Here is a 21,961-nt window from a genome sequence, read left to right as displayed (position 1 = left end):
GCGCCATGTCCGTGCCCAGCTGCGACGAATTCGACCCCAACGCACTGACCCTGGAACAGGCGCGCGCGGCCATCCTGCAGGCCTGCGATGCACTGACCGAATCCGAGACGTTGGCACTGGAATCGGCGCTGGGCCGCACCCTGGCCGAGCCGGTCGCCGCCCGTATCGACGTCCCGCCGGCCGCCGTCTCGGCGATGGATGGCTATGCCCTGCGCGCCGACGACGCCGTCGAGGGCCGCGAGCTGATGCTGGCCGGGACTTCGGCCGCCGGGCACCCCTGGGACGGCACGGTGACACCGGGCCAGTGCGTGCGCATCCTGACCGGCGCCGTGGTCCCGGACGGGGCCGACGTCGTGATCATGCAGGAACAGGTCGAGCGCGTCGGCGAAACCGGGATTCGCCTGCACAACGGCGGCCTGGCGCCCGGGCACAACATTCGCGGCCCGGGCAGCGACACTGCCAGCGGGACCGCGCTATTCGCCAGGGGGCATGTCATCGGGGCGGCCGAGATCGGCGTGCTGGCCAGCCAGGGGATCGGCGAACTGCAAGTACTGCGCAAGCCGCGGGTCGCATTCTTCTCCACCGGCGACGAACTGGTGCCGCTGGGACAGCCGCTGGGACCGGGCCAGATCCATGACTCCAACCGCCACACGCTGCGCGCGCTGCTGGCCTCCTACCCGGTCGAGGCGCTGGACTACGGCGTGATCCGCGATACAGAGGCGGCCGTTCGCGAGGCGCTGGAGCGCGCCGGGCAGGAAGCGGACCTGGTCATCACCACCGGCGGCGTCTCGGTCGGCGATGCCGACCACGTGACTCGTGTCCTGCAGGCCTTGGGCCAGGTCGGCTTCTGGAAGATCGCGATCAAGCCCGGCCGCCCTCTGGCCTTCGGGCGTTTCGGCAACGCCCACTTCCTGGGCCTGCCCGGCAACCCGGTCGCGGTCATGACGACCTTCGCGCTGCTGGTACGCCCTGCCCTGCAGGCCCTGGCCGGACGCGACACCACGCCGCCGCACACCATCAGCGCACGCCTGGTGGAGGACCTGCGCAAGACCCCCGGGCGCAAGGACTTCCAGCGGGCGGTGCTCGCCACCGATGAGCGTGGATGGGTCGTACGTTCGGCCGGCGGCCAGAGCTCGCACCAGCTGCGCGCGATGAGCGAGGCCAATGCCTACATCGTGCTGCCGCGCGAGTCCGACGGGGCGCGCGTGGGCGAATGGGTGGAGGTGCTCCCGTTCCGGGAAGTCTTCTGATCGCCGCAGCCTTCGGGATTGCAGGCTGGGGCCTTTGCTTTGAAGGCTGACTTATTCGCGAGTCGGGGCGGACTCGGCCATGGCGGCAAATTCCCGCTCCAGCAGGGCCTCGTCACCCAGATTGAGCTCGACCAGGCGGCGCAGGTGCGTCGCCGATTCCAGCGGCATCGCCTCGATCTCGAGTCCCAGCCACAGGCCCTCCTGCCAGCGTACGCGACCCTCGAACGCGATCCGCGCCTCGTCGGACAAAGGGATGTCCAGCGTGACCACGGCATCTGGCTCAAAAACTGGGATCTGCGCCCCCTCGACCAGGACACCGCGCAGCGATATGTCCTCGACGCGCACGGGACATTCCCCGTTCGCATGGACCAGGGTGGCCGGAAACTCCAGGGGGATACGTTGAAACCGTCGCTCCATACAGGAAGACTACGCGCTCCTTGCCCGTTCCACCAACCTGCATACCGATCCCGACCCTGCCCATGAGCCAAGACCCCAAGAATATCGAAGGCCTGCCCGCCGGCCTGCTGCGCCGCTTCGGCGCGATCATCTACGACGCCCTGCTGTTGATCGCGATCTGGATGGTGCTGGGCATGATCGTGGTGGCACTGGGCAACCTGACCGGCTGGTACTCCACCCGCGCGCATTTCATCGCCAACCTGTTCGTGGGCTGGGCATTCTTTTTCTGGTTCTGGACGCGCACCGGGCAGACCCTGGGCCTGCAGACCTGGAACATCCAGCTGCGCACCGAGCATGGCCAGCCGGTCAACGCCTGGCAGGCCACGCTGCGCTATCTGGTGGCGGCCGCCCAGTGGCTGGTGGTGCTGATGGCGATCTGGGCGGTGCGCGAACACGGCGCCGTGGCGACCGTGGCGGTTACCGCCGCAGCGATCTTCGCGCTGGGGCTGTCGCAGTTCCATCCACGGCGCTGGATGCTGCACGACTGGCTGTCCGGGACCGAGCTGGTACGCATCCCGGGCCTCGCCAAACCACGCTGGAAAAAAGACAAGGCGGCCTGAACCGACGCCGCCTGCGGCCCCGGAGCCCGCAGGGTCCTTTACATCAGGGGGCAAGCCACAGGCCTGATTCCTCCAGCCCGTCGGCGATTTGCTCCGCCATTTGCTGATAGCCGGCCGCGTTGGGGTGGATGCGATCCGCGCGCAGGTCGCCGTTCGAGAGCACCCCTGACAGCACCCCGTCGATTAGCGGGACCCCCTCCTCGCGCGCCAACTCGCCATAGATGCCGTCGTCACGCAGGCGCCCCGTGGCGGCCGCGAAGGCCGAGGCCGAGGGCACGCCAAGCAGCAGGGGCTGGGCGCCATGCTCGCGCACCTCGTGGATCAGGGCCCGCAGGTCCTCCTTGACCGCCGGCGCGGCGCGCTGGCGCAGGAAGTCATTGCCGCCGAGACCGATGATCACCAGATCGGGCTCGTGCTCGCGCAGGCTGGGGCCCAGCCGGCCACGCGCGCTGTCCGCCCGGTCGCCGGGCACGCCGTCGTTCACCACCTGCCAGCCAGTGATCTCGGCCAGACGCGCCGGGAAATCTTCCCCGCGCGAGGCGCCCGTCCCGTGGGTCACGCTGTCCCCGAACGCCAGCACCGTGGCCGCGCGCGGCAGCGGCTCCAGGTCACCGGGTCCGCTACCACCACACCCGGCGAGCAGGGCCAGCAGCCCCGCCAAACCGCCCGCGAGAAATATCCGCCGCAAGGGAGCGATCATGCCCGCACCGCCATGCGTCGCAGCGCGAACAGCGCGATGGCCAGGAACAGCAACACCGGCAGGCTGGCCGCCAGCAGCGGCGGCAGGTTGTACACCAGCCCCAGGTGGGTGATCGCGCGCATCACGATCACGAACGAGACCCCGATCGCGATCCCGATAAACAGGCGCTGGCCGGCGCCGCCCTCGCGCTGCGAGCCGAACAGGAACGGGATCGCCAGCAGCAGCATCACGAAGGTACTGGCCGGCAGGGTGAAGCGCTGCCAGAACGCGACCTCGTAGGGAGCCGCATCCAACTGATTCTGCTGCAGATAGTCGATGTAGCGAGAGAGATCGAGCGCGGCCATCTGGCTGGGCTCGACCACCAGCACGTCGAAATACTCGGGGGCGATCAGCCGGTCGATTGTCTCCTGCTCACGGTGTTCGGCGACCACGCGGTCATGCGACAGCTGCGAACGCTCCACGTCCTCCAGCCGCCAATCTCCATCGACAAACTGGGCCCGCGCCGCGCGGGTGATGCGGCTGGGCTCGCGATCCCCGGTGAACTCGATGATGCGCACCCCGATCAGCTGATTCCCGGCCAGCACCGACTCGGCGTGGATCATTCGCTGACCGTCGCGTGCCCAAAGCCCCATCGACCCCACGCTGATCTCCTCGTCGAAGGCCGAGGCCTTCAACGCCTGGGCACGCGTCTCCGAGGCCGGAGCAAAGAACTCGCCGATAATCAGCATCACCATTACCACGACCAGCCCCGCCTGCAGCACCCAGACGATGAACCGGCCCAGGGTCATGCCGGCGGCCCGCATCGCCGTCAGCTCGCTGTTCGCGGCGAGGTTGCCCAACCACAGGAGCCCGCCCAGCAGGGCCGCCGAGGGCAGCATCTCGTACATCCGCCGCGGCAGGGTCAGCGCCACGTAGAGCATCGCCTCGGTGACCCCGTAGGTGCCGGTGCCGGTATCGCGCAGCTCGTCGATCATCGCGAACACCGCGTCCAGCGCGACCAGCAATACTACGGCCAACGCCGTGCCGATCAGCACCTGGCGGATCACATAGCGCCCCAACACCGTGGTCATGGCGCCCCTCCGGCATCACGCAAGCGAGGAGTGGCCGATCGCAGCCGCAACAGGCCCTTATGCCAGGCCAGCACCACCCACAACACCAGCATCAGGCCATGGGTCCACCACAGCCCCAGGGCCAGTGGTGTGCGGCCGTCGGCCAGCTGTCCCTGCCCGAGGATGAGGAAGTTTGCGTACAGCACGTACACACCGATCGCGGCCGGGATGCGCGCATAGCGCCCGGTGCGGGGCGGCACCTGCGCCAGCGGCAGCGCAAGCAATGCCAGCACCAGGATCGACAGCGGCATTGCCAGACGCCATTCCAGCTCGGCGCGCGCCTCGGGATCGTCGCGCTGCGCCCACAGCGCGGAGGTCGGCAGCGCATCCAGGCTAGCGCGGCGCGTGGTTGGGTCGGGCTCGGTAATCTGGGTGCGCAGGCGCTCAAACTCCAGCATGCGGAAGCTCGCAGTGCCGGGCTCGCCGACGTAGCGATAGCCGTTCTCCAGCAGCAGGAAGCCGCTGCCCTCGGCCTCGGGATCGGGCACCGCGCGCTCGGCCACGGTGATCTGCGACTCTCCATCCACCTCGCGATAGATGAAGACTTCCAGCAAGGCCTCGCGATCCTCACTCATGCGCTCGGCGAAGAAGACCTGATCGCCCACCCGCGAACGCAGGAAACGCCCCGGGGCAATCCCCACCAGGTCGGAGCGCTGCTCGGCCAGGTCACGCAACTGGTCGATCTGCGCCTCGGTACGGGGTACGACCATGGTCATCAGCACCAGCAGCAGGATCGCGGCCGGGGCCGCCACCCAGAACAGCGCGCGGTAGAGGGCCGCGAACGACATCCCGCTGGCCTGCAGCGCGGTCATCTCGCTGTCGCGCTGCATGCGCCCGAACACCAGCATGAACGCCAGAAACAGGGCGACCGGCCAGAGGAACACAATGCCCTTGAACGCCCCGAACGCGACCATGCCGGGGAGGAAATCGACCGGCAGGCTGCCCTCGGCGACGTCGCGCAGCACCCGCGCCAGTACGCCGCCGATAATGACCAGCAGCAACACCACGCTCACTGCGGCCTGGGTCAGCCACAGCTCGCGGGCGATGAAGCGCTCGGCGCGACGCAGGATCATGCGCCCGTCACCCCGCGCCGGACGCGACGCGTGGTCGGGCGCCGCTCGGCGCTGGTAACATGCTCGGACTCATTTTCGGGAGGCATTTGATGCAATTCTCCGTCACCACCTCGACCCTCGACAAACCCCGCGTCGGCATCCGCGCCGCCGGGATCGCCCACAAGCGCAAGCCGGCCGCGGGCGCCAGCGCCCTGGATGCCGCTCGCGACGGCGAGATCGCGGCCCTGCTGAAGGCCGGCGAGATGGATGGCGAGGCCGGCAGCCGGTTGTTGCTGCCCGGCGGTGGCAGCCCAGGCAATCAAGGGAAGGGTAGCGCACTCCTGATCGGCCTGGGGGCGAAGAAGGACTTCGACGCCCGCGCCGCGCGCAAGGCGGCGCAGGCCCTGGCCGCCGCGCTGGTCGAGCGCCCGGCCACCAGCGCCGCGATCGCGGTCGCGGACTTCCAGCCGCGCGGCAAGGACATCGCCTGGGTGGTGCACACCCTGGTCGCGGCGATCTCGGATGCCGCCTACCGCTTCACCCCGTTCAAGGGCAAGGAGAAGACCACCCCGGTGAAGCTGGACAAGATCCAGCTGTGCGTGGAGCGCAAGGACGCCGAGGCCGCGAAGCAGGCCTGCACCGAGGCCGCGGCGATCGCCACCGGCGTGAACCGCGCGAAGGACCTGGGCAACACCCCGCCGAATGTCTGCTACCCGGAGAGCCTGGCCGAGACCGCGCGCGAGCTGGCCAAGCAGCACAAGCAGCTGAAGGCCACGGTGCTGGACGAGAAGGATCTGGAGAAGCTCGGCGCCGGGGCGATCCTGGCGGTGGGCAAGGGCTCCGAGCGCCCACCGCGCCTGATCGCGATGGAGTACTCCGGCGGCAAGAAGGGCGACGCCCCGGTGGTGCTGGTCGGCAAGGGCATCACCTTCGACACCGGCGGCATCTCGCTGAAGCCCGGTGCCGAGATGGACGAGATGAAGTACGACATGTGCGGCGCCGCCAGCGTGTTCGGGGTGATCGAGGCCTGCTGCGAGCTGGGGCTGCCGGTCAACGTGGTCGGCGTGGTCACCAGTGCCGAGAACATGCCCGACGGCCGCGCGACGCGCCCGGGCGACATCGTCACCACCCTGTCCGGACAGACCGTCGAGATCCTGAATACCGACGCCGAGGGCCGCCTGGTGCTGGCCGATGCCCTGACCTGGGTGGAGCGCTACAAGCCGAAGGCGGTGATCGACATCGCCACGCTGACCGGGGCCTGCATCATCGCCCTGGGCCATCAGGGCGCGGCGATCCTGGGCAACAACGAGCGCCTGGCGAAGAGCCTGCTGGCCGCCGGCGAGGAGACCGGTGATCGCGGCTGGCAGCTCCCGCTGTGGCCGGAGTACCAGGAACAGCTGAAGAGCAATTTCGCCGACATGGCCAACATCGGCGGGCGCCCGGCCGGCACCATCACCGCCGCCTGCTTCCTGTCGCGCTATACCGAGGACTACACCTGGGCGCATGTCGATATCGCCGGCGTGGCCTGGAAGAGCGGCAAGGAGAAGGGCGCGACCGGCCGCCCAGTCCCGATGCTGATGCGCTACCTGCTCGACCAGGCCTGATCCGGGTCGGGCGCGGATGACCCACGTCAGCTTCTACCTGCTGCAGGACCCGGCCCCGGAGGCGTGCCTGCGCTTCACCTGCCGCCTGGCGAAAAAGGCCAGCGGCCAGGGCCATCGCGTGCACATCCACACCGGCTCGCCGGAGCTGACGCGCACGCTGGACGAGTGGCTGTGGACCTTCGAGGACACCGCGTTCCTGCCGCACAGCACCGATGTGCGCGATGCGGACGTCCCGGTCTCCCTGCACGAAGCCCATGCCCCGTCGGATCGCTGCGACGTGCTGATCAACCTGGCGCCGGAGGTGCCGGAGTACTGCGGGCGCTTCGAGCGCGTCGCGGATATCGTCGGCGGCGAGGAGTCGGAGCGCGAGGCGGGCCGCGCCCGCTACCGCTACTTCAAGGAACGCGGCTACCCGCTGAAGCACCACAACATCTGACGCGCACCGCGCCAGGGAAACACGGACTCTTCAAGCCTTGTGCCAGATCAGCACCTGGTTGTTGACCGGCATCTCCACCACCTCGGCCCGGCCGAGACCGTGCTGCGCGGCCAGCGCGTCCAGGTCGGCCCGGTCACGCACGCCCATGCCGGCATCCTGCTGACGCAGCATCGCATCGAAACGCGCGTTGGAGGCCGCCATATGTGCGCCGTCGTGGGCGAACGGGCCGTAGAGCGCGAACACCCCGGCCGGTGCCAGCACCCGCCCCACGCCGGCAAAAAAGGCCTCGACCGCCGGCCAGTGCATGATGTGCACGGTATTCGCGCTGTAGACGTAGTCGAACGGCCCCTCGGGCCAGGGGTCGGCCAGCACGTCCAGCGCCACCGGCGCCCGCAGGTTCGGCAGCGCCGCGTCCGCCCGCCAGGCCTCCACCCCCGGAAGATTCTCCGCGACATCGCTTGGGAGCCAGTCGAGGTGTGGCAGGGCGCCGGCGAAATACGCCGCGTGCTGCCCCGTTCCCGCCCCAACCTCCAGTACGCGTCCCGGGGCGGCAAAGCGGTCGCGCAATACGGACAGGATGGGGTCGCGGTTCTCCTCCGCGGCCGGGGCGTACGGCTTGTGTCGGGGCATCATCTCTCCTGCATCGGATTTCGGGTCATTCTGGACGCGCCCGGGGCGGACTGCCATGATCGAGGGACATCCCGAACACAGGCCCGCCCCATGTCGCATCCCCGCTGGTTTGCCTGGCCCCGAGTCCTGATCGTCTCCCTGGTGTTCACCCTCACGCTCGCCGCCAGTGACACCCTCGCCCGCGAAGTCGATCCGGAAGCGCTGGAACGCGTGCTGCCGGTGGAGCTGGCCACCGTCGGCATGGACGCTCAGACCGGCGCCCCGATCGCCCTGCTGCGCGACCCCGACTCCGGCGAGGTGGTACCGATCGTGATCGGCCCCGACCAGGCGCAGGCCATCCTGCTGGCGATGCACGAGGTCCAGCTGTCGCGTCCGCAGACGCACGACCTGATGATCAACCTGCTGGACGAACTGAATGCGACCCTGGAGCGCGTGATCGTCGACGGCCTGGTCGACGGCACCTACCTCGGCTGGCTGGAACTGCGCGTGGAGGGCGAGGAAGAACCGCGCTACATCGACACCCGCCCCAGTGACGGCCTGGCCCTGGCCGTGCGCACCGGTGCCACGATTGCGGTCTCGCCCGACGTCCTCGAGGCCGACGTGCCGTTCGAATACAGCCCGCCCGGCGACGACGAGGTGGTGACCGCACTCGGCATCACCGTGATCGCGGTGCGCGACGACCTGCGCGAGGCACTGGAACTGCCGGATGAACCCGGCGTGCTGGTCAGCCGCGCCCAGGGCGCTGCCGCAGCCGCCGGCCTGGCGCAGGGCGCGCTGATCCTGGAGGTAAACGGGCAAACTCCCGAGACCCCGATCGAATTCCTGGATGCGGTCTCCGAGACCCCGGATGGCGAAGAGGCGGAGATCCGCTTCTGGCTGGACGGCGAGGAACAAACCATCACTCTGCCCACCGACGTCCCGCAGATCGAAGAGTCGGACGACGCGCTGGCCGTTTAAGGAAACACAAGTGTTTCCTTAAGGATCGCCGTCCGGAGCGCGGTCAGTCGGCAGCCGCGGGCGCAGCCAGTCCAGCGTCGCGGCCGTGGCCGCGTCCGGCTGCCCGCCCTCGCCGCGCAGGGCCTGGAGGGCCTCGCCCGCCAGCTGCTTGCCAAGCTCCACGCCCCACTGGTCGAAGGCATTGATGCCCCAGAGCGTCGCGAGCACATAGATCTTGTGCTCGTACAGCGCGATCAGCGCCCCGAGCGTGGCCGGATCGAGTTGCTCGAGCAGGATCACGGTGCTGGGCCGGTTGCCCGGGAAAGTCCGGTGCGGGGCCAGGGCATCGATCTGCTTGGGGGCGGTCCCGGCCGCGGCCATCTCCGCGCGCACCGTGTCCTCGTCCTTGCCGAGCGCCAGGGCCTGCGCCTGCGCTACCAGGTTCGCCAGCAGCAGCGGGTGCTGGGCCGGCAGGTCGTGTTCCGGCCGGGCCACGCCGATAAATTCCGCCGGGATCACCCGCGTACCCTGATGGAGCAGCTGAAAGAACGCGTGCTGGCCATCGGTGCCGACCGCCCCCCAGACGATGCTGCCGGTATCCTCCTCCACCGGGCGGCCATCCAGACGCACCCGCTTGCCGAGACTCTCCATCTCTGCCTGCTGCAGATAGGCGGGCAGCAGGGCCAGGCGCTCGTCATAGGGCAGGACCGCGCGGGCGCAGGCCCCCAGCAGGTTCTGGTTCCAGTAGTCGACCAGGGCCATGCGTACGGCGGCGTTGTCGGCGAGGGGCGTGGCGCGCACGTGCTCGTCCATCATGTGCGCCCCGCCGAGGAAGGCGCGGAAGCCATCCATGCCCAGCAGCAGCGCCACCGGCAGACCGATCACCGACCACACCGAATAGCGCCCGCCCACCCAGTCCCAGAAGCCGAACATGTTGGCCGGGTCGATCCCGAACGTCACCACCCGCTCGCGCGCAGTGGACACCGCGACGAAGTGGCGCGCGACCGCCTCCTCGGGAAAACGGCCGAGCAGCCAGTCGCGCGCGGCGCGGGCGTTGGTCAGGGTCTCCTGCGTGCCGAAGGTCTTGGAGGCGACGATGAACAGGGTCGTCTCGGGGTCGGCCTCGCGCAGCTCGGCGGATAGTGCGGCGCCATCCACGTTGGAGACAAAGCGCACGGTTAGCGGATCGCCCTCGGCGGTCGGCCGCGCGTGTGCGGCCAGTGCACGACAGACCATGCGCGGGCCCAGGTCGGAGCCGCCAATACCGATATTGACCACGCGCCGGATCGGGCGCCCGGTATGGCCCATATGCTCACCCGTGTGGACCCGCCGCACGAAGGCCTCCATGCGCTCGAGTTCCGCATGCACCACACGCGCCAGGTCCTCGCCTTCGACCTCGCAGCACGCCCCGGGCGGCAGGCGCAGCGCTGAATGCAGAGCCGCCCGCCCCTCGGTGATGTTCACGCGCTCGCCCGCGAACAGGCGTTCCAGGGCTCCGGCCACGCCGCAGCGGTTCGCGTGCGCCGCCAGGGCCTGCCACGCCGGACCGTCCAGCCGCTGGCGCGTCCAGTCCAGGCGCAGCCCCGCGATCTCCTGCACATCCCGCTGCACCCGGCCCGAGTCCTCTTCCAGCAGGTTTCGCAGGGGGCACTCGTTCAGCCGCTCTGCATGTGCAGCCAGATCATCACTCCGTGCCGCTTCGTTCCCTGAGATCATCCGTGTGCCCCTTGCGATGGTGACTCCAGATTGCCGCGCGCCGCCCAGCCGTTCAATGCCCCGGCGCCCCATATCGCTGCGGGCGCCTGCGTTACACTCTTGGAAACGCAACCGGGGCTCCCGGTTCCACCCGTGTTTCCCCAGGAAATTGTTATGCGCATCCTTTTCGCCAGCAGCGAGGCGTACGGCCTCACCAAGACCGGGGGCCTCGCCGACGTCAGCGCCAGTCTGCCCGTTGCCCTGCGCCGGCGGCGGCAGGACGTACGGCTGGTCGTACCCGGCTATCCGGAGGCCTGCAGCCAACTGGCCCACGCGCAACCCTTGCCCGGCCCCCCGGATGCGCCCTGGCAGCTGATTGAAGGCCATCTGCCCGGTACCAAACTGCCGGTCTACCTGGTCGACTGGCCGGAGTATTTCCAGCGGGCCGGCAACCCCTACAGCGCCAGCAATGGCACGGACTGGCCGGACAACGCCCAGCGTTTCGCCGGATTCGCCCGGGCGATCACCGCCATCGCCCGCGACGAGGCCGGGCTCGACTGGGCACCGGAACTGGTGCACCTGAACGACTGGCAGACCGGCCTGGTGCCCGTGTTCCTGGACCCCGAGCGCAGTGGCGCCCCGCGCCCGCGCACGATCTTCACGATCCACAACCTCGCCTATCAGGGCCTGTTCCCGGCGCAGGCGATGGACGATCTTGGGCTGCCGTCCGATCTGTGGACCCCGGACGCCCTGGAGTTCCACGACCAGTTGTCGTTCATGAAGGCCGGACTGGTCTTCTCCGACGCCATCACCACCGTCTCGCCCACCTACGCCCGCGAGATCCAGGAGCCGGAATCAGGCATGGGCCTGGACGGCGTGCTGCGCGCCCGCGCCGCCGACCTCTACGGCATCCTGAACGGGGTCGACTACCGCGCCTGGGATCCGTCCCGCGATCGCCACATCGCTCAGCCTTACTCGGCGGAGGACCTGGCCGGCAAGGCCCATAGCAAGGCCGCGCTGCAAAAACGCATGGGGCTGGACGAGGACCCCGACGTACCGCTGCTTGGCCATGTCGGGCGCATGGTCGAGCAAAAGGGCGTGGACCTGATCCATGCGGCCTGCACCCCGTTGCTGGAGGCCGGACGTGTGCAGCTCGCCCTGGTCGGCTCCGGACAGAAGGACCTGGAACATGCGACCGGCGCCCTGGCCCGGACCTACACCGGCCGCGTCGGGGTGCATATCGGCTACGACGAGCCGCTGGCGCACCAGATCGAGGCCGGGTCCGACCTGTTCCTGATGCCCTCGCGCTTCGAGCCTTGCGGTCTGAACCAGATGTACAGCCTGCGCTACGGCACCCCTCCGGTGGTGCATGCCACGGGCGGGCTGGCGGACACCGTGGTGCACGCAAGCCCCGAAAACCTGGCCGACGGCACGGCCACTGGCTTCAGCTTCACGCCCGACACGGTCAGCGCCCTGACGCAGGCCCTGGAACGCGCCCTCGAGCTCTACCAGCAGCGCGCCGACGGGCGCTGGGAACAACTCCTGCGCACCGGCATGACCCAGGAATTCGACTGGACCGCGAGTGCCGAGCACTACCTCTCGCTTTATCGCCAACTGGTTCCCCGCAGGCGACAGGCTACGACCGGCTGATCTGCGCTATAATCATCCTCTTTTCGCGCTAGCAACGTTCCCCACAAGGCCGGCCCATGGGCCGGCCTTGTGCGTGCAGAAGGGCTTATGACTCAAACCGACCTAGACGACCGATTCCTGCCCAAGGACAAGGAACTGCGCGCCCGCGTGCGCCTGTTCGGCGAACTGCTGGGTAACGTAATCCGCAAGCTGGAAGGCCAGACCGTATTCGACGCAGTGGAAAAGCTCCGCCGCGGTTTCGTGAGCCTGCGCAAGGACGAAGATCCCCAGCTGCGCCAGCGTCTGATGGCGGACATCACCCACTTCGACGCGACCCTGACCGAACGCGTGATCCGCGCGTTCAGCATCTACTTCAGCCTGGTCAACATCGCCGAGGAAGACCTGTTCTACCGCTGGCGGCGCGCGCAGGTCTCCAGCGGCGAGCCGCTGTGGACCGGCTCGTTCGACCAGACGCTGCGCGAATTGCACAACGAGGGTGTGACCGCCGCCGAACTGGAACGCCTGCTCGCGGAACTGCACTACCAGCCGGTATTCACCGCGCACCCCACCGAGGCCCGTCGCCGGACCACGATGGAGAACCAGCGCCGCGTGTTCGAGACAGCCGACCGGCTCAACCAGCCCGAGCTGGGCGAGGAAGAACGCCGCCTGATCATCGAGGAGCTGGAGACCCAGATCCAGCTGCTGTGGCGCACCAACGAGGTGCGGGTGAAAAAGCCGCAGGTCCAGGACGAGATCAAGTACGGGTTGTTCTATTTCGAGGAGAGCCTGTTCGAGGCAATACCGCTGTCCTACCGCTTCCTGGAGAAGGCGATCCGGCGCATCTACGGGGTACACCCAGACGGCAGCCTGCCCGTGCGCATCCCGGCCTTTCTGCACTTCGGCTCCTGGATCGGCGGTGACCGTGACGGCAACCCGAACGTCACCCCGGAAGTCACCGAACTGGCCTGCCGCCTGGCGATGGAGCAGGTCCTGCGCGAGTACATCAAGCGGGTCAATCACCTGCGCAATGTCCTCACCCATTCGGCCTATATGTGCCAGCCGTCGCAGGAATTCCTCGACAGCCTGGACGCCGACAGCAACATCGCCAACGCCGTGTTCCACGGCGCCTCCGACCGTTTCGAGAGCGAACCGTACCGGCGCAAGCTGTACATCATGCGCTACCGCCTGCGCGAGACGCTGGAGACGGTCTGCCGGCGCATCCAGGGCGAGGCGGCCGTGCTGCCGACCAACAGCGCCTACGCCGACGCCAATGCCTTTCTGCAGGACCTGAACCTGATCCGCGACTCGCTGATCAGCCATGGCGACCGCAACATCGCCTCCGGCGCGCTGACCGACCTGATCCGTCTGGTCGAGACCTGCGGCTTCCACCTGCATCACCTGGACGTGCGCCAGGAGTCCACGGTCCACAGCGAGGCCATCGCCCAGCTGCTGCAGCAACTGGCACCGGAGGTCGACTACAACACGCTGGACGAGTCCGGCCGCCAGAAGGTCCTGAGCGACCTGATCGCGGCACCATCGCTGGCCGATCTGAATCGCGAGGCCCTCGACGAGGGCGCACTGGAGACCCTGCGCGTATTCGAGGTCATCCAGTCGATGCGCCGCGAGATCGGTCCGGATGGCATCGGCACCTACGTGATCTCGATGACCCACGCCGCCTCGCACGTGCTGGAGGTCCTGCTGCTGGGCCGCCTGACGGGGCTGGCCGGCGAGGACGAGAACGGCGAGCCGTTCTGCCACCTGCGCATCTCGCCGTTGTTCGAGACCATCGAGGACTTGCTGCATGTCGAGGACGTGCTGGAAGGCCTGCTGTCCAACCCGGTCTATGCCCGCCTGTTGTCCGCCTCCGGCAACGTCCAGGACGTAATGCTCGGCTACTCCGACTCCTGCAAGGATGGCGGCATCCTCGCCTCCAGCTGGAACCTCTACGAGGCGCAGAAGAAGATCGTCGGGATCACCGACCGCTTTGGCGTGCGCTGCCAGCTGTTCCACGGGCGCGGTGGTACCGTGGGCCGCGGCGGCGGCCCGACCCATGAATCCATCCTCGCCCAGCCCCCAGCCACCGTGCAGGGGCGGATCAAGTTCACCGAGCAGGGCGAGGTGCTGTCGTACAAGTATTCCAACGCAGAGACGGCGGTCTACGAACTGGGCATGGGGGCGACCGGTCTGATGCTCGCCTCGCGCAGCCTGATCCGCACGGCACGCCAGGACCGTGACGAATACCGCGACACGATGGGCGAGCTAGCCCGTGCTGGCGAGGATGCCTACCGCGACCTGATCGACCGCACGCCGGGGATTCTCGACTACTTCTACGAGATTACCCCGGTGCAGGAGATCGGTTTCCTGAATATCGGTTCGCGCCCCTCCCACCGGCGCAAGACGGATCGTTCCAAGAGCTCGATCCGGGCGATCCCCTGGGTGTTCGGCTGGGCACAGTCGCGCCATACCCTGCCCGCCTGGTACGGGATCGGATCGGCCCTGGAACAGTGGCGGGGCGAGGACCCGGCACGCCTGGAACAGCTGCAGCGGATGTACCAGGAGTGGCCATTCTTCCGTTCTCTGCTGTCGAACTGCCAGATGGCCCTGACCAAGGCGGACATGCGCACCGCGGCCGAGTACGCACGTCTTTGCAGCGACCCGGAGCTGGCCGAACGGCTGTACTCGCGCGTGCGCGAGGAGCACACACGCACGGTCAACGAGGTCCTGCGCGTGGCCCGGCTGGACCGACTGATGGACGAGACACCGCTGTTGGCGCGCTCGCTGCAGCGGCGCAACCCGTATCTGGACCCGCTCAACAGCATCCAGATCCACCTGCTGCGCGAGTCGCGCCAGTTCGACGCCGAAGCCGACGACGACGCGGACAACCCCTGGCTTTCGCCGCTGCTGCGCTCGATCAACGCGATCGCCGCAGGGATGCGCAACACCGGCTAGCCGTACGCCCCCCAGGCTTCCGGACCCGAGGGGGCGGTGGGCACCTCCTTGCGTTAGAATCGCGGCATGCGCCTGCTGCTGCTCATCGTTGCCATCGTCGCCGTCTTTCTGGCGGTCCGCACCCTGGTGCGCTCCACCAGCGCGCGCAAGGAGTCCGTCTCGCGTGACGCCCGCCCCGACCGCCTGAAGGAAGGCGGCGCGGTGATCCGTTGCGCCTATTGTGGCGTACACGTCCCGGAGGCCGAGGCCTACCGCGATGGCGATCGCCTCTACTGCTCCCCGCAACACGCCGAGATCGACCGCAACCGGCAGAATACCGGGCCCGGTTCCGACTCGGGCGCCGACTGATCCAGCGGGAGGTCGGCATCCATGGGGGGGCCCATCGCGCTTGATGCCGACACGCGCCGCTCGGCCTGGCTGTTCGCGCTCTACCGCGTCTTTGTTGCCAGCGTCCTGCTGATCCTGGGGCTGGTACCGGAGGGTCCCGCGGGGCTGCACGCCGCGGCACCGGAGATGTATCCGGCGCTCGCCGGCGGCTATCTGGTTTTTGCGCTGTTCGTCGCGGCGATGACCTGGCGCCCGGCCCGCGACCCCAACACGACCAGTCTGGCCGCTCTCGCGCTACTGGGCGGGATTGGCGACACCATCAGCCTGGTCGCGCTGGTCCTGGTCGCCGGTGGCGTGGGCACCGGCATCGGCCTGTTGCTGATCCCCGCGGTGGTGGCCGCCACCCTGCTCTCCGGCGGACGGCTGAGCCTGTCGCTGGCCGCCGTCGCTACCCTGGGTCTGCTCACGGCCGAGGCGGCGGCGATCTTCCTGCTGGACCAGGACGGCTCGGGCCTGACCCAGGCCGGACTGCTCGGCGCCACGCTCTTCGCCGCCGGGCTACTCGCCCGGCATGTCGCGCGCCGCGCAGGGGCGACCCGCGCCCAGGTCGAGCGTCAGGAAGAAGACCTGGCCAACCTCGCCGAGCTCAACGCCCAGATCATCGCGCGCATGAGCGCCGGCGTCATCGCGGTCGACCCGGATGGCGAGATCCGTTCGATCAACGAGGCCGCGCGCCGGCTGCTCCCGCCCCGCCCCGGCCGCCAGCTGGCCGAGATCTCGCCGGCGCTGGCGCAGCGGGTCGAACAATGGCAAAGCACAGGGATGCGCACGGACACGCAGCAGCTGCCGGGGGATCGTGACCAGCCCGCCCTGCAGGTCCGCCTGACCCCTCTGGGCGATCGCGGGACGCTGCTGATCCTCGAGGATCTCGCGGAGATCCAGCGCCAGGCACAGGCCAGCAAGCTGCAGGCGCTCGGCCGCCTGACCGCGAGTATCGCCCACGAGATCCGCAACCCGCTGGGCGCGATCAGCCACAGTGCCCAGCTGCTCGCCGAGTCTCCACAGCTGACCCGACCCGACCAGCGCCTGCTGACCATCATCAACAAGCAGAGCAAGCGCGTGAACGAGCTGATCTCCAACGTGCTGAGCCTGTCGCGACGCGATACCGGACAACGCGAGCGACTGAACCTGCAGGAATTTCTCGACCGCTTCGTCGACGAGTTCTGTGGCGCCCTGCAGATCCCGCGCGTTGCGCTGCACGCCAGGATCGAACCGTATGACTCCGAAGTGCTGTTCGACCCCTCGCAGCTGAATCAGGTCCTCTGGAACCTTTGCACCAATGCCCGCATACACGGGGGCCACGACCAGCCGGGCTCACCGCCGATTGTGCTGCGTGGCGGCGCCGGCCAGGTGGCACGCGTTGTCAGTCTCGATGTCCTCGACGCAGGACCCGGCATTGCGCCGGACCAGCGCTCCGACCTGTTCGAACCGTTCGTCTCGAGCAGCGGCGGGGGCTCCGGGCTGGGCCTGTACATCTCGCGCATGTTGTGCGAGAACAACGGAGCAACCCTGGAGTACGTCAGCACACCCACCGGCGGGTGCTTCCGCATCCTGTTCGCCCCGACCGAAACAGTCGCGGGCAAAAGCAGCACGGAAGCATCGTCAACGGAGACCGCGAGGGAACGCGCATGAGCATTCGCCACGTCCTGGTCGTGGACGACGAACCGGACATCTGCGAACTCCTCGAGATCACCCTCTCCCGCATGGGGATCGAGGCCACCACAACCGAACGCCTGAACGGGGCGCGCGAACTGCTCGCCCAGCAGGATTTCGACCTCTGCCTGACCGACATGCGCCTGCCGGATGGCGACGGGCTGGATCTGGTGCGCCACATCCAGGGCCAGCGCCCGGACCTGCCTGTGGCCGTGATCACCGCCCACGGGAGCGTGGACACCGCCGTCCAGGCCCTGAAGCTGGGCGCATTCGACTTTGTCAGCAAGCCGGTGGACCTGCAGCAGCTGCGCGAGCTGATCGACACCGCACTGCGAATGGAACCCGCTCCAGACCTGCCCGGGACACTGAATGCCGGCACGGTCCTGGACGCCGATACCACCCGCACCGACAGCCCCTTGCTCGGACAGGCACCACCGATGCAGACCCTGCGCGCGACGATCCAGAAACTGGCGCGCAGCCAGGCGCCGGTGTTCATCCGTGGCGAGTCCGGCTCCGGCAAGGAGCTGGTGGCACGCGAGATCCATCGCCTGGGGCCGCGCAGCGATCGCCCGTTCGTGCCGGTCAATTGCGGGGCGATCCCCGGCGAGTTAATGGAGAGCGAGTTCTTCGGCCACCGCAAGGGGGCCTTCACCGGGGCCACGCAGGATCACACCGGGCTGTTCCAGGCCGCCAGCGGCGGGACGCTGTTTCTCGACGAGGTCGCCGACCTGCCACTGCCCATGCAGGTCAAGCTGCTGCGTGCAATCCAGGAGCGCGCGATCAAGCCCGTGGGGGGCACGCGCGAGATCCCGGTGGACGTGCGCCTGCTGTCGGCCACGCACCACGACCTGGAGCGCGCGGTGGCCGAGGGGCGCTTCCGTCAGGATCTCTACTACCGCCTGAACGTGATCGAACTGAAGGTCCCCGCCCTGCGGGAACGACGCGAGGACATCCCTCTGCTCGCCCAGTGCGTGCTGGCCCGGATCAGCGAGCAGTGGGGTACCGAGCCACTGGAACTGGCGCCAGACGCGCTCGAGGCCCTGGCCCGGCATCCGTTCCCGGGCAACGTGCGCGAGCTGGAAAACGTCCTCGAACGCGCCGCCACGCTCAGCGAGGGCCCCACGATCCACGCCGACAGCATCGACCTGCCCCGTTCCGCCCATGGCGAACCCACGCCACCGGCCGAGGCCCCGGGCTTTGTGCCGCCCCCGCCCCGGCGCGAGATACCAACCGCCTCAGCGGACGACGTCGCCCTGGACCAGCGCCTGGCCGAGCAGGAACGCCAGGCCATCGCCACGGCGCTGCAGCAGACCGGCGGCAACCGCACGGCCGCGGCGCGCCTGCTTGGGCTCAGCTTTCGCCAGCTGCGCTACCGGCTCAAGAAACTCGGGATCGAGTGAGAGGAAGGTATCAGGCGCTGCGCGGCGGCGGGTCGGGGATCTCCGCCAGCCACTGCTCCAGCTCGAACAGCGGAAGCCCCACCACGTTGGTATAAGAACCGGCGATCCATTCGACAAAGGCGGCGCCGCGCCCCTGGATCGCGTAGGCCCCGGCCTTGCCGAGCGGCTCGCCCGTCGCCCAGTAACGCTCGATGTCGGATGGCGTCAGCGGCCGCATGCGCACGCGGGTCGTCACGGTGCATGCCCGCATGGATTCACCGGGCCGGCAAAGGGCCATGCCGGAGACCACCCGGTGCTCACCGCCGGAGAGGCGTTGCAGCATGGACTCGGCATCGGCGAAATCCACGGGCTTTCCCAGGGCCTCGTCGCCCAGCGCGACCACGGTATCCGCGGCCAGCACCCACTGCCCCGGGATGCCGCGCTCGAGGGCCGCCTCCGCCTTGGCGATGGCGAGGCGCTCGACCAGCGCCTCCGGGGACTCGCCCGGTAGCGGGGTCTCGTCCACGTCCATCGGGGCCACCTCGAAGACGAGCTGGACCTGCTCCAGCAGTTCGCGCCGGCGCGGGGAGGCGGAAGCCAGCAGCAGCGGATGCGCCACGGGCATCACGCGCGGTGGTAGGGGTGGTTGTTCAGCAGCGACCAGGCGCGGTAGAGCTGCTCGGCGACCAGCACCCGCACCAGCATGTGCGGGAAGGTCAGCGGCGACAGCGACCAGGCCCATTCCGCACGGGCGCGCACGGCCTCATCCAGCCCCGCGGCCCCGCCGATCACCAGCGCGACATCGCGTCCGTCCTGCTGCCAGTCGGCCAGGCGCCGCGCGACGCCCTTGGTGTCCACGCCCTTGCCGCGCTCGTCCAGCAGGATCACGCGGGCGCCCTCGGGGATGGCCTTCAGCAGGATCTCGCCCTCGCGCCGCAGCAGCGTGGCCGTATCCATGGACTTGGCCCCGGAGGGGCCGGCCAGGGCCTGCAGGTTCAGGTTCAGCTCACGAGGCAGGCGACCGGCGTACTCGTCGAACCCGGCCGCCACCCAGTCGGGCATGCGCTTGCCGATCGCGATCAGGTCCAGGCGCATGGCGGCGCGCGGCGGTCAGCCGCGCAGGCGGCGGACGCGCTCCAGGCTGGGGTCTTCCGGGGCGGCCTTTTCGGTATCCGCGGCCTCCTCGGCCAGCCAGAGCTTTTCCAGATTGTAGAAGTCGCGGGTCTCCGGGAGCATCACGTGGACGATCACGTCGTTCAGGTCCACCAGCACCCACTCCTGGCTCTCCTGGCCCTCGACCCCCAGCGGCTGGATACCGGCCTTCTTCGCCTCGAGCGCGACCGATTCGGCGGCCGACTGCACATGCCGCCCGGAGGTCCCGGAGGCGATCACCATGAAGTCGGCCAGTGTGGTCTTGCCGCGCACATCGATGGTGCGGATGTTCTGCGCCTTGATGTCTTCCAGCGCGGTAGTCACGAGTTCAAGCAGTTGTTCGCTGTTCATTTGTCGATCAGGTTCCGTGATGTCGTTGGGCCCCGGCCCGGTACAGGCCGTGGTCCTGAATGTAGCGGTTGACGGCCCCGGGGAGCAGAAAGCGCGGGCTGCGCCCGGCAAGCAGTTCGTCGCGGATGGCCGTGGCGGAGATATCGAGCTGGGTCACCGGCTGGAAGTACACCCGGCCCGCCGGGCTGGAGCGCAAAGCGGCCGGATCATGGGTGGCCGCGTTGCCCAGCCACCCGCCCAGCTCCTGCGAGGCGGGACTGCCCGGGCGGTGCGAAACCACGATATGGGCCAGCTCGAACAGCTGTTCCCAGCGGTTCCACGACGGCAGGCCGGCGAAGGCGTCCATGCCCATGATCAGCACCAGCGGGGCATCCGGCCCCAGCTCCTCGCGGAAGCTGAGCAGGGTATCGACCGTGTAGGAGGGCCCTTCGCGGTCCAGTTCGCGGCGGTCGGCCACGAAGCCCGGCACATCACGGATCGCCCGCTCCACCATTGCCAGGCGGTCATCGCTGCCGGTACCCGGACTCGTACGATGCGGCGGCACGTGACAGGGGATGAAATGCACCCGTTCCAGCCCCAGGTGCTGCTGAATCTCCAGGGCCGGGCGCAGGTGGCCGAAATGGATCGGGTCGAAGGTGCCGCCGAGAACCCCGATCACGCGGGAATCGCCCCAGGGAGACGCTGGTTCAATCGCGCGCAGCAGATCAGCCCCAAATCCGGCAGGCTCCTAGCTACGCACATGACCGTCGCCGAATACCACGTACTTGAGGGTAGTCAGGCCGTGCAGGCCCACCGGACCGCGCGCGTGCAGCTTGTCGGTGGAGATACCGATCTCCGCACCCAGGCCGTACTCGAAGCCATCGGCGAAGCGGGTGGAGGCGTTCACCATCACCGAGCTGGAGTCCACCGCGCGCAGGAAACGCCGGGCCCGGGTGTAGTCCTCGGTCACGATGCTGTCGGTGTGGTGCGAACCGTACGTATTGATGTGGTCGATCGCTGCGTCCAGGTCGTCGACCACACGGATCGCGAGGATCGGCCCCAGGTATTCGGCCACCCAGTCGTCCTCGGTGGCCTCGGCGATATCCGCCCCGCTGTCAGCGAGGATGGCGCGGGTGCGCGCACAGCCACGCAGGCTCACCTGGCGCTCGCCCAGCGCTGTGGCCAGGCGCGGCAGGAAAGCCTCGGCCTGGTCAGCGTGCACCAGCAGCGTCTCCATGGTGTTGCAGGTGCCGTAGCGCTGGGTCTTGGCGTTCACCGCCACGGCCAGTGCCTTGTCGAGATCGGCACTGCCATCCACATAGACATGGCAGACACCATCCAGGTGCTTGATCACCGGGATCTGCGACTCGTTGCTGACGCGTTCGATCAGGCCCTTGCCGCCGCGCGGGACGATTACGTCCACGTACTGCGGCATGCGCAGCAGCGCGCCCACCGCCGCGCGGTCGGTGGTCGGCACCACCTGCACCGCTTCGCGCGGCAGCCCGGCCTGCTCCAGCCCGGCCTGAATGATCGCAGCCAGCGCCTGGTTGGAGTGCAGGGCCTCGGAGCCGCCGCGCAGGATCGCGGCATTGCCGGACTTCAGGCACAGGGCTGCGGCGTCGATGGTCACGTTCGGGCGCGATTCGTAGATGATGCCGATCACGCCCAGTGGCACGCGCATCTGGCCCACCTGGATGCCGCTCGGCTGATAGGCCATGTCCGTGATGGTGCCCACCGGATCGGGCAGCCCCGCCACCTGGCGGCAGCCCTCGATCATGGTGTCGATGCGTGCATCCGTCAGCGCCAGGCGGTCCAACATCGCGGCGTCCAGGCCGCGCTCGCGCCCGGCCTCCAGGTCGCGGCTATTGGCCTCCACCAGCTCCGCGCGACGCGCGGCGATGCCCTCGGCGATCGCGTGCAGTGCCGCGTTCTTCGCACCCGGCTCGGCCTCGGCCATGCGCCGCGAGGCCACGCGGGCAGCACGCCCCAGGGCTTCGACCTGGGCGATCACGTCGGCGGCAGCGGGTTCGGTCGGGTGTACGGCAGCGTTCATG

21 protein-coding genes are annotated in these 21,961 nt (G+C 68.8%); 10 read left to right on the top strand and 11 right to left on the bottom strand.

The window, feature by feature from the left end; genetic code table 11:
- The first annotated feature begins 5 nt into the window (after nt 1-5).
- Entirely contained in the window at nt 6-1,250 is a 1,245-nt protein-coding gene (gene glp / locus C936_RS0106440; RefSeq protein WP_018174553.1) for a gephyrin-like molybdotransferase Glp, read from the top strand.
- Nucleotides 1,251-1,301: 51 nt separating this feature from the next.
- Here glp and C936_RS0106435 read toward each other — a convergent pair whose 3' ends face one another.
- Nucleotides 1,302-1,667: a PilZ domain-containing protein gene (locus C936_RS0106435; protein ID WP_018174552.1), complete on the bottom strand. Its 366-nt coding sequence runs from the start codon at nt 1,665-1,667 to the stop codon at nt 1,302-1,304.
- Between the two features lie 62 nt (nt 1,668-1,729).
- Here C936_RS0106435 and C936_RS0106430 point away from each other — a divergent pair, with 62 nt between their 5' ends.
- Nucleotides 1,730-2,266: an RDD family protein gene (locus C936_RS0106430; RefSeq protein ID WP_018138159.1), complete on the top strand. Its 537-nt coding sequence runs from the start codon at nt 1,730-1,732 to the stop codon at nt 2,264-2,266.
- A 43-nt stretch (nt 2,267-2,309) separates the two neighbouring features.
- On the opposite strand, the gene C936_RS0106425 is transcribed toward C936_RS0106430, so the two are convergent.
- Genes C936_RS0106425 through lptF form a run of 3 tightly spaced genes read right to left on the bottom strand, consistent with a single transcriptional unit; the run spans nt 2,310 to nt 5,148 of the window.
- Nucleotides 2,310-2,966, bottom strand: coding sequence for a GDSL-type esterase/lipase family protein (locus C936_RS0106425; protein WP_018649090.1), 657 nt, complete (start codon nt 2,964-2,966; stop codon nt 2,310-2,312).
- The gene (lptG, locus tag C936_RS0106420; RefSeq protein WP_018138161.1) at nt 2,963-4,036 is read right to left on the bottom strand and encodes an LPS export ABC transporter permease LptG; all 1,074 of its coding nucleotides are present in this window, start codon (nt 4,034-4,036) and stop codon (nt 2,963-2,965) included. The genes C936_RS0106425 and lptG overlap by 4 nt, the downstream gene beginning before the upstream one ends.
- Entirely contained in the window at nt 4,033-5,148 is a 1,116-nt protein-coding gene (lptF, locus tag C936_RS0106415; RefSeq protein WP_018174550.1) for an LPS export ABC transporter permease LptF, read from the bottom strand. Before lptF ends, lptG begins: the two co-directional genes overlap by 4 nt.
- Nucleotides 5,149-5,237: 89 nt before the next feature.
- Between lptF and C936_RS0106410 the strand changes: the two genes are divergently transcribed.
- Together C936_RS0106410 and C936_RS0106405 are read left to right on the top strand one after the other, a co-directional pair.
- Nucleotides 5,238-6,731, top strand: coding sequence for a leucyl aminopeptidase (locus C936_RS0106410; protein ID WP_018174549.1), 1,494 nt, complete (start codon nt 5,238-5,240; stop codon nt 6,729-6,731).
- Nucleotides 6,732-6,747: 16 nt separating this feature from the next.
- Complete coding sequence (locus C936_RS0106405; protein ID WP_018174548.1) at nt 6,748-7,167, top strand: DNA polymerase III subunit chi; 420 nt, start codon at nt 6,748-6,750, stop codon at nt 7,165-7,167.
- 30 nt (nt 7,168-7,197) lie between these two features.
- Here the strand turns inward: C936_RS0106405 and C936_RS0106400 are convergent, their stop codons facing one another.
- Entirely contained in the window at nt 7,198-7,797 is a 600-nt protein-coding gene (locus C936_RS0106400) for a DUF938 domain-containing protein (RefSeq protein WP_018649091.1), read from the bottom strand.
- Between the two features lie 90 nt (nt 7,798-7,887).
- Between C936_RS0106400 and C936_RS0106395 the strand changes: the two genes are divergently transcribed.
- Nucleotides 7,888-8,754 carry a bifunctional nuclease domain-containing protein gene (locus C936_RS0106395; protein ID WP_018174546.1) on the top strand — a complete coding sequence of 289 codons (867 nt, stop codon included), beginning with the start codon at nt 7,888-7,890 and terminating at the stop codon, nt 8,752-8,754.
- Nucleotides 8,755-8,772: 18 nt separating this feature from the next.
- Here the strand turns inward: C936_RS0106395 and pgi are convergent, their stop codons facing one another.
- The gene (gene pgi / locus C936_RS0106390; protein ID WP_018174545.1) at nt 8,773-10,449 is read right to left on the bottom strand and encodes a glucose-6-phosphate isomerase; all 1,677 of its coding nucleotides are present in this window, start codon (nt 10,447-10,449) and stop codon (nt 8,773-8,775) included.
- Between the two features lie 153 nt (nt 10,450-10,602).
- Between pgi and glgA the strand changes: the two genes are divergently transcribed.
- From glgA to C936_RS0106365, 5 genes are all read left to right on the top strand, one after another.
- The gene (gene glgA, locus C936_RS0106385) at nt 10,603-12,078 is read left to right on the top strand and encodes a glycogen synthase GlgA (protein ID WP_018174544.1); all 1,476 of its coding nucleotides are present in this window, start codon (nt 10,603-10,605) and stop codon (nt 12,076-12,078) included.
- 87 nt (nt 12,079-12,165) lie between these two features.
- A complete protein-coding gene (ppc, locus tag C936_RS0106380) occupies nt 12,166-15,006 on the top strand; it encodes a phosphoenolpyruvate carboxylase (protein ID WP_018174543.1) in 2,841 nt (946 codons plus the stop codon).
- 66 nt (nt 15,007-15,072) lie between these two features.
- A complete protein-coding gene (locus C936_RS0106375; RefSeq protein WP_018138170.1) occupies nt 15,073-15,354 on the top strand; it encodes a PP0621 family protein in 282 nt (93 codons plus the stop codon).
- A gap of 21 nt (nt 15,355-15,375) precedes the next feature.
- Nucleotides 15,376-17,025: a PAS domain-containing sensor histidine kinase gene (locus tag C936_RS0106370; protein WP_018174542.1), complete on the top strand. Its 1,650-nt coding sequence runs from the start codon at nt 15,376-15,378 to the stop codon at nt 17,023-17,025.
- Nucleotides 17,022-18,446 carry a sigma-54 dependent transcriptional regulator gene (locus C936_RS0106365; RefSeq protein WP_018174541.1) on the top strand — a complete coding sequence of 475 codons (1,425 nt, stop codon included), beginning with the start codon at nt 17,022-17,024 and terminating at the stop codon, nt 18,444-18,446. Before C936_RS0106370 ends, C936_RS0106365 begins: the two co-directional genes overlap by 4 nt.
- A gap of 10 nt (nt 18,447-18,456) precedes the next feature.
- On the opposite strand, the gene C936_RS0106360 is transcribed toward C936_RS0106365, so the two are convergent.
- From C936_RS0106360 to C936_RS0106340, 5 genes are all read right to left on the bottom strand, one after another.
- On the bottom strand, nt 18,457-19,050 hold the full coding sequence (locus C936_RS0106360; protein ID WP_018174540.1) for a nucleoside triphosphate pyrophosphatase: 594 nt from the start codon (nt 19,048-19,050) through the stop codon (nt 18,457-18,459).
- The gene (gene rlmH, locus C936_RS0106355; protein ID WP_018174539.1) at nt 19,050-19,520 is read right to left on the bottom strand and encodes a 23S rRNA (pseudouridine(1915)-N(3))-methyltransferase RlmH; all 471 of its coding nucleotides are present in this window, start codon (nt 19,518-19,520) and stop codon (nt 19,050-19,052) included. The genes C936_RS0106360 and rlmH overlap by 1 nt, the downstream gene beginning before the upstream one ends.
- Before the next feature lie 15 nt (nt 19,521-19,535).
- The gene (gene rsfS, locus C936_RS0106350; protein WP_018138175.1) at nt 19,536-19,928 is read right to left on the bottom strand and encodes a ribosome silencing factor; all 393 of its coding nucleotides are present in this window, start codon (nt 19,926-19,928) and stop codon (nt 19,536-19,538) included.
- A 7-nt stretch (nt 19,929-19,935) separates the two neighbouring features.
- On the bottom strand, nt 19,936-20,586 hold the full coding sequence (gene nadD, locus C936_RS0106345) for a nicotinate-nucleotide adenylyltransferase (protein ID WP_018174538.1): 651 nt from the start codon (nt 20,584-20,586) through the stop codon (nt 19,936-19,938).
- A 69-nt stretch (nt 20,587-20,655) separates the two neighbouring features.
- Nucleotides 20,656-21,960, bottom strand: coding sequence for a glutamate-5-semialdehyde dehydrogenase (locus C936_RS0106340; RefSeq protein WP_018174537.1), 1,305 nt, complete (start codon nt 21,958-21,960; stop codon nt 20,656-20,658).
- Nucleotide 21,961 lies beyond the last annotated feature (1 nt).

This window comes from Thioalkalivibrio sp. ALJ4, from assembly GCF_000377225.1.
Lineage (GTDB): Bacteria > Pseudomonadota > Gammaproteobacteria > Ectothiorhodospirales > Ectothiorhodospiraceae > Thioalkalivibrio.
The sequence above is the reverse complement of the archived record's forward strand: the minus strand, read 5'-3'. Positions and strand labels throughout refer to the sequence as shown.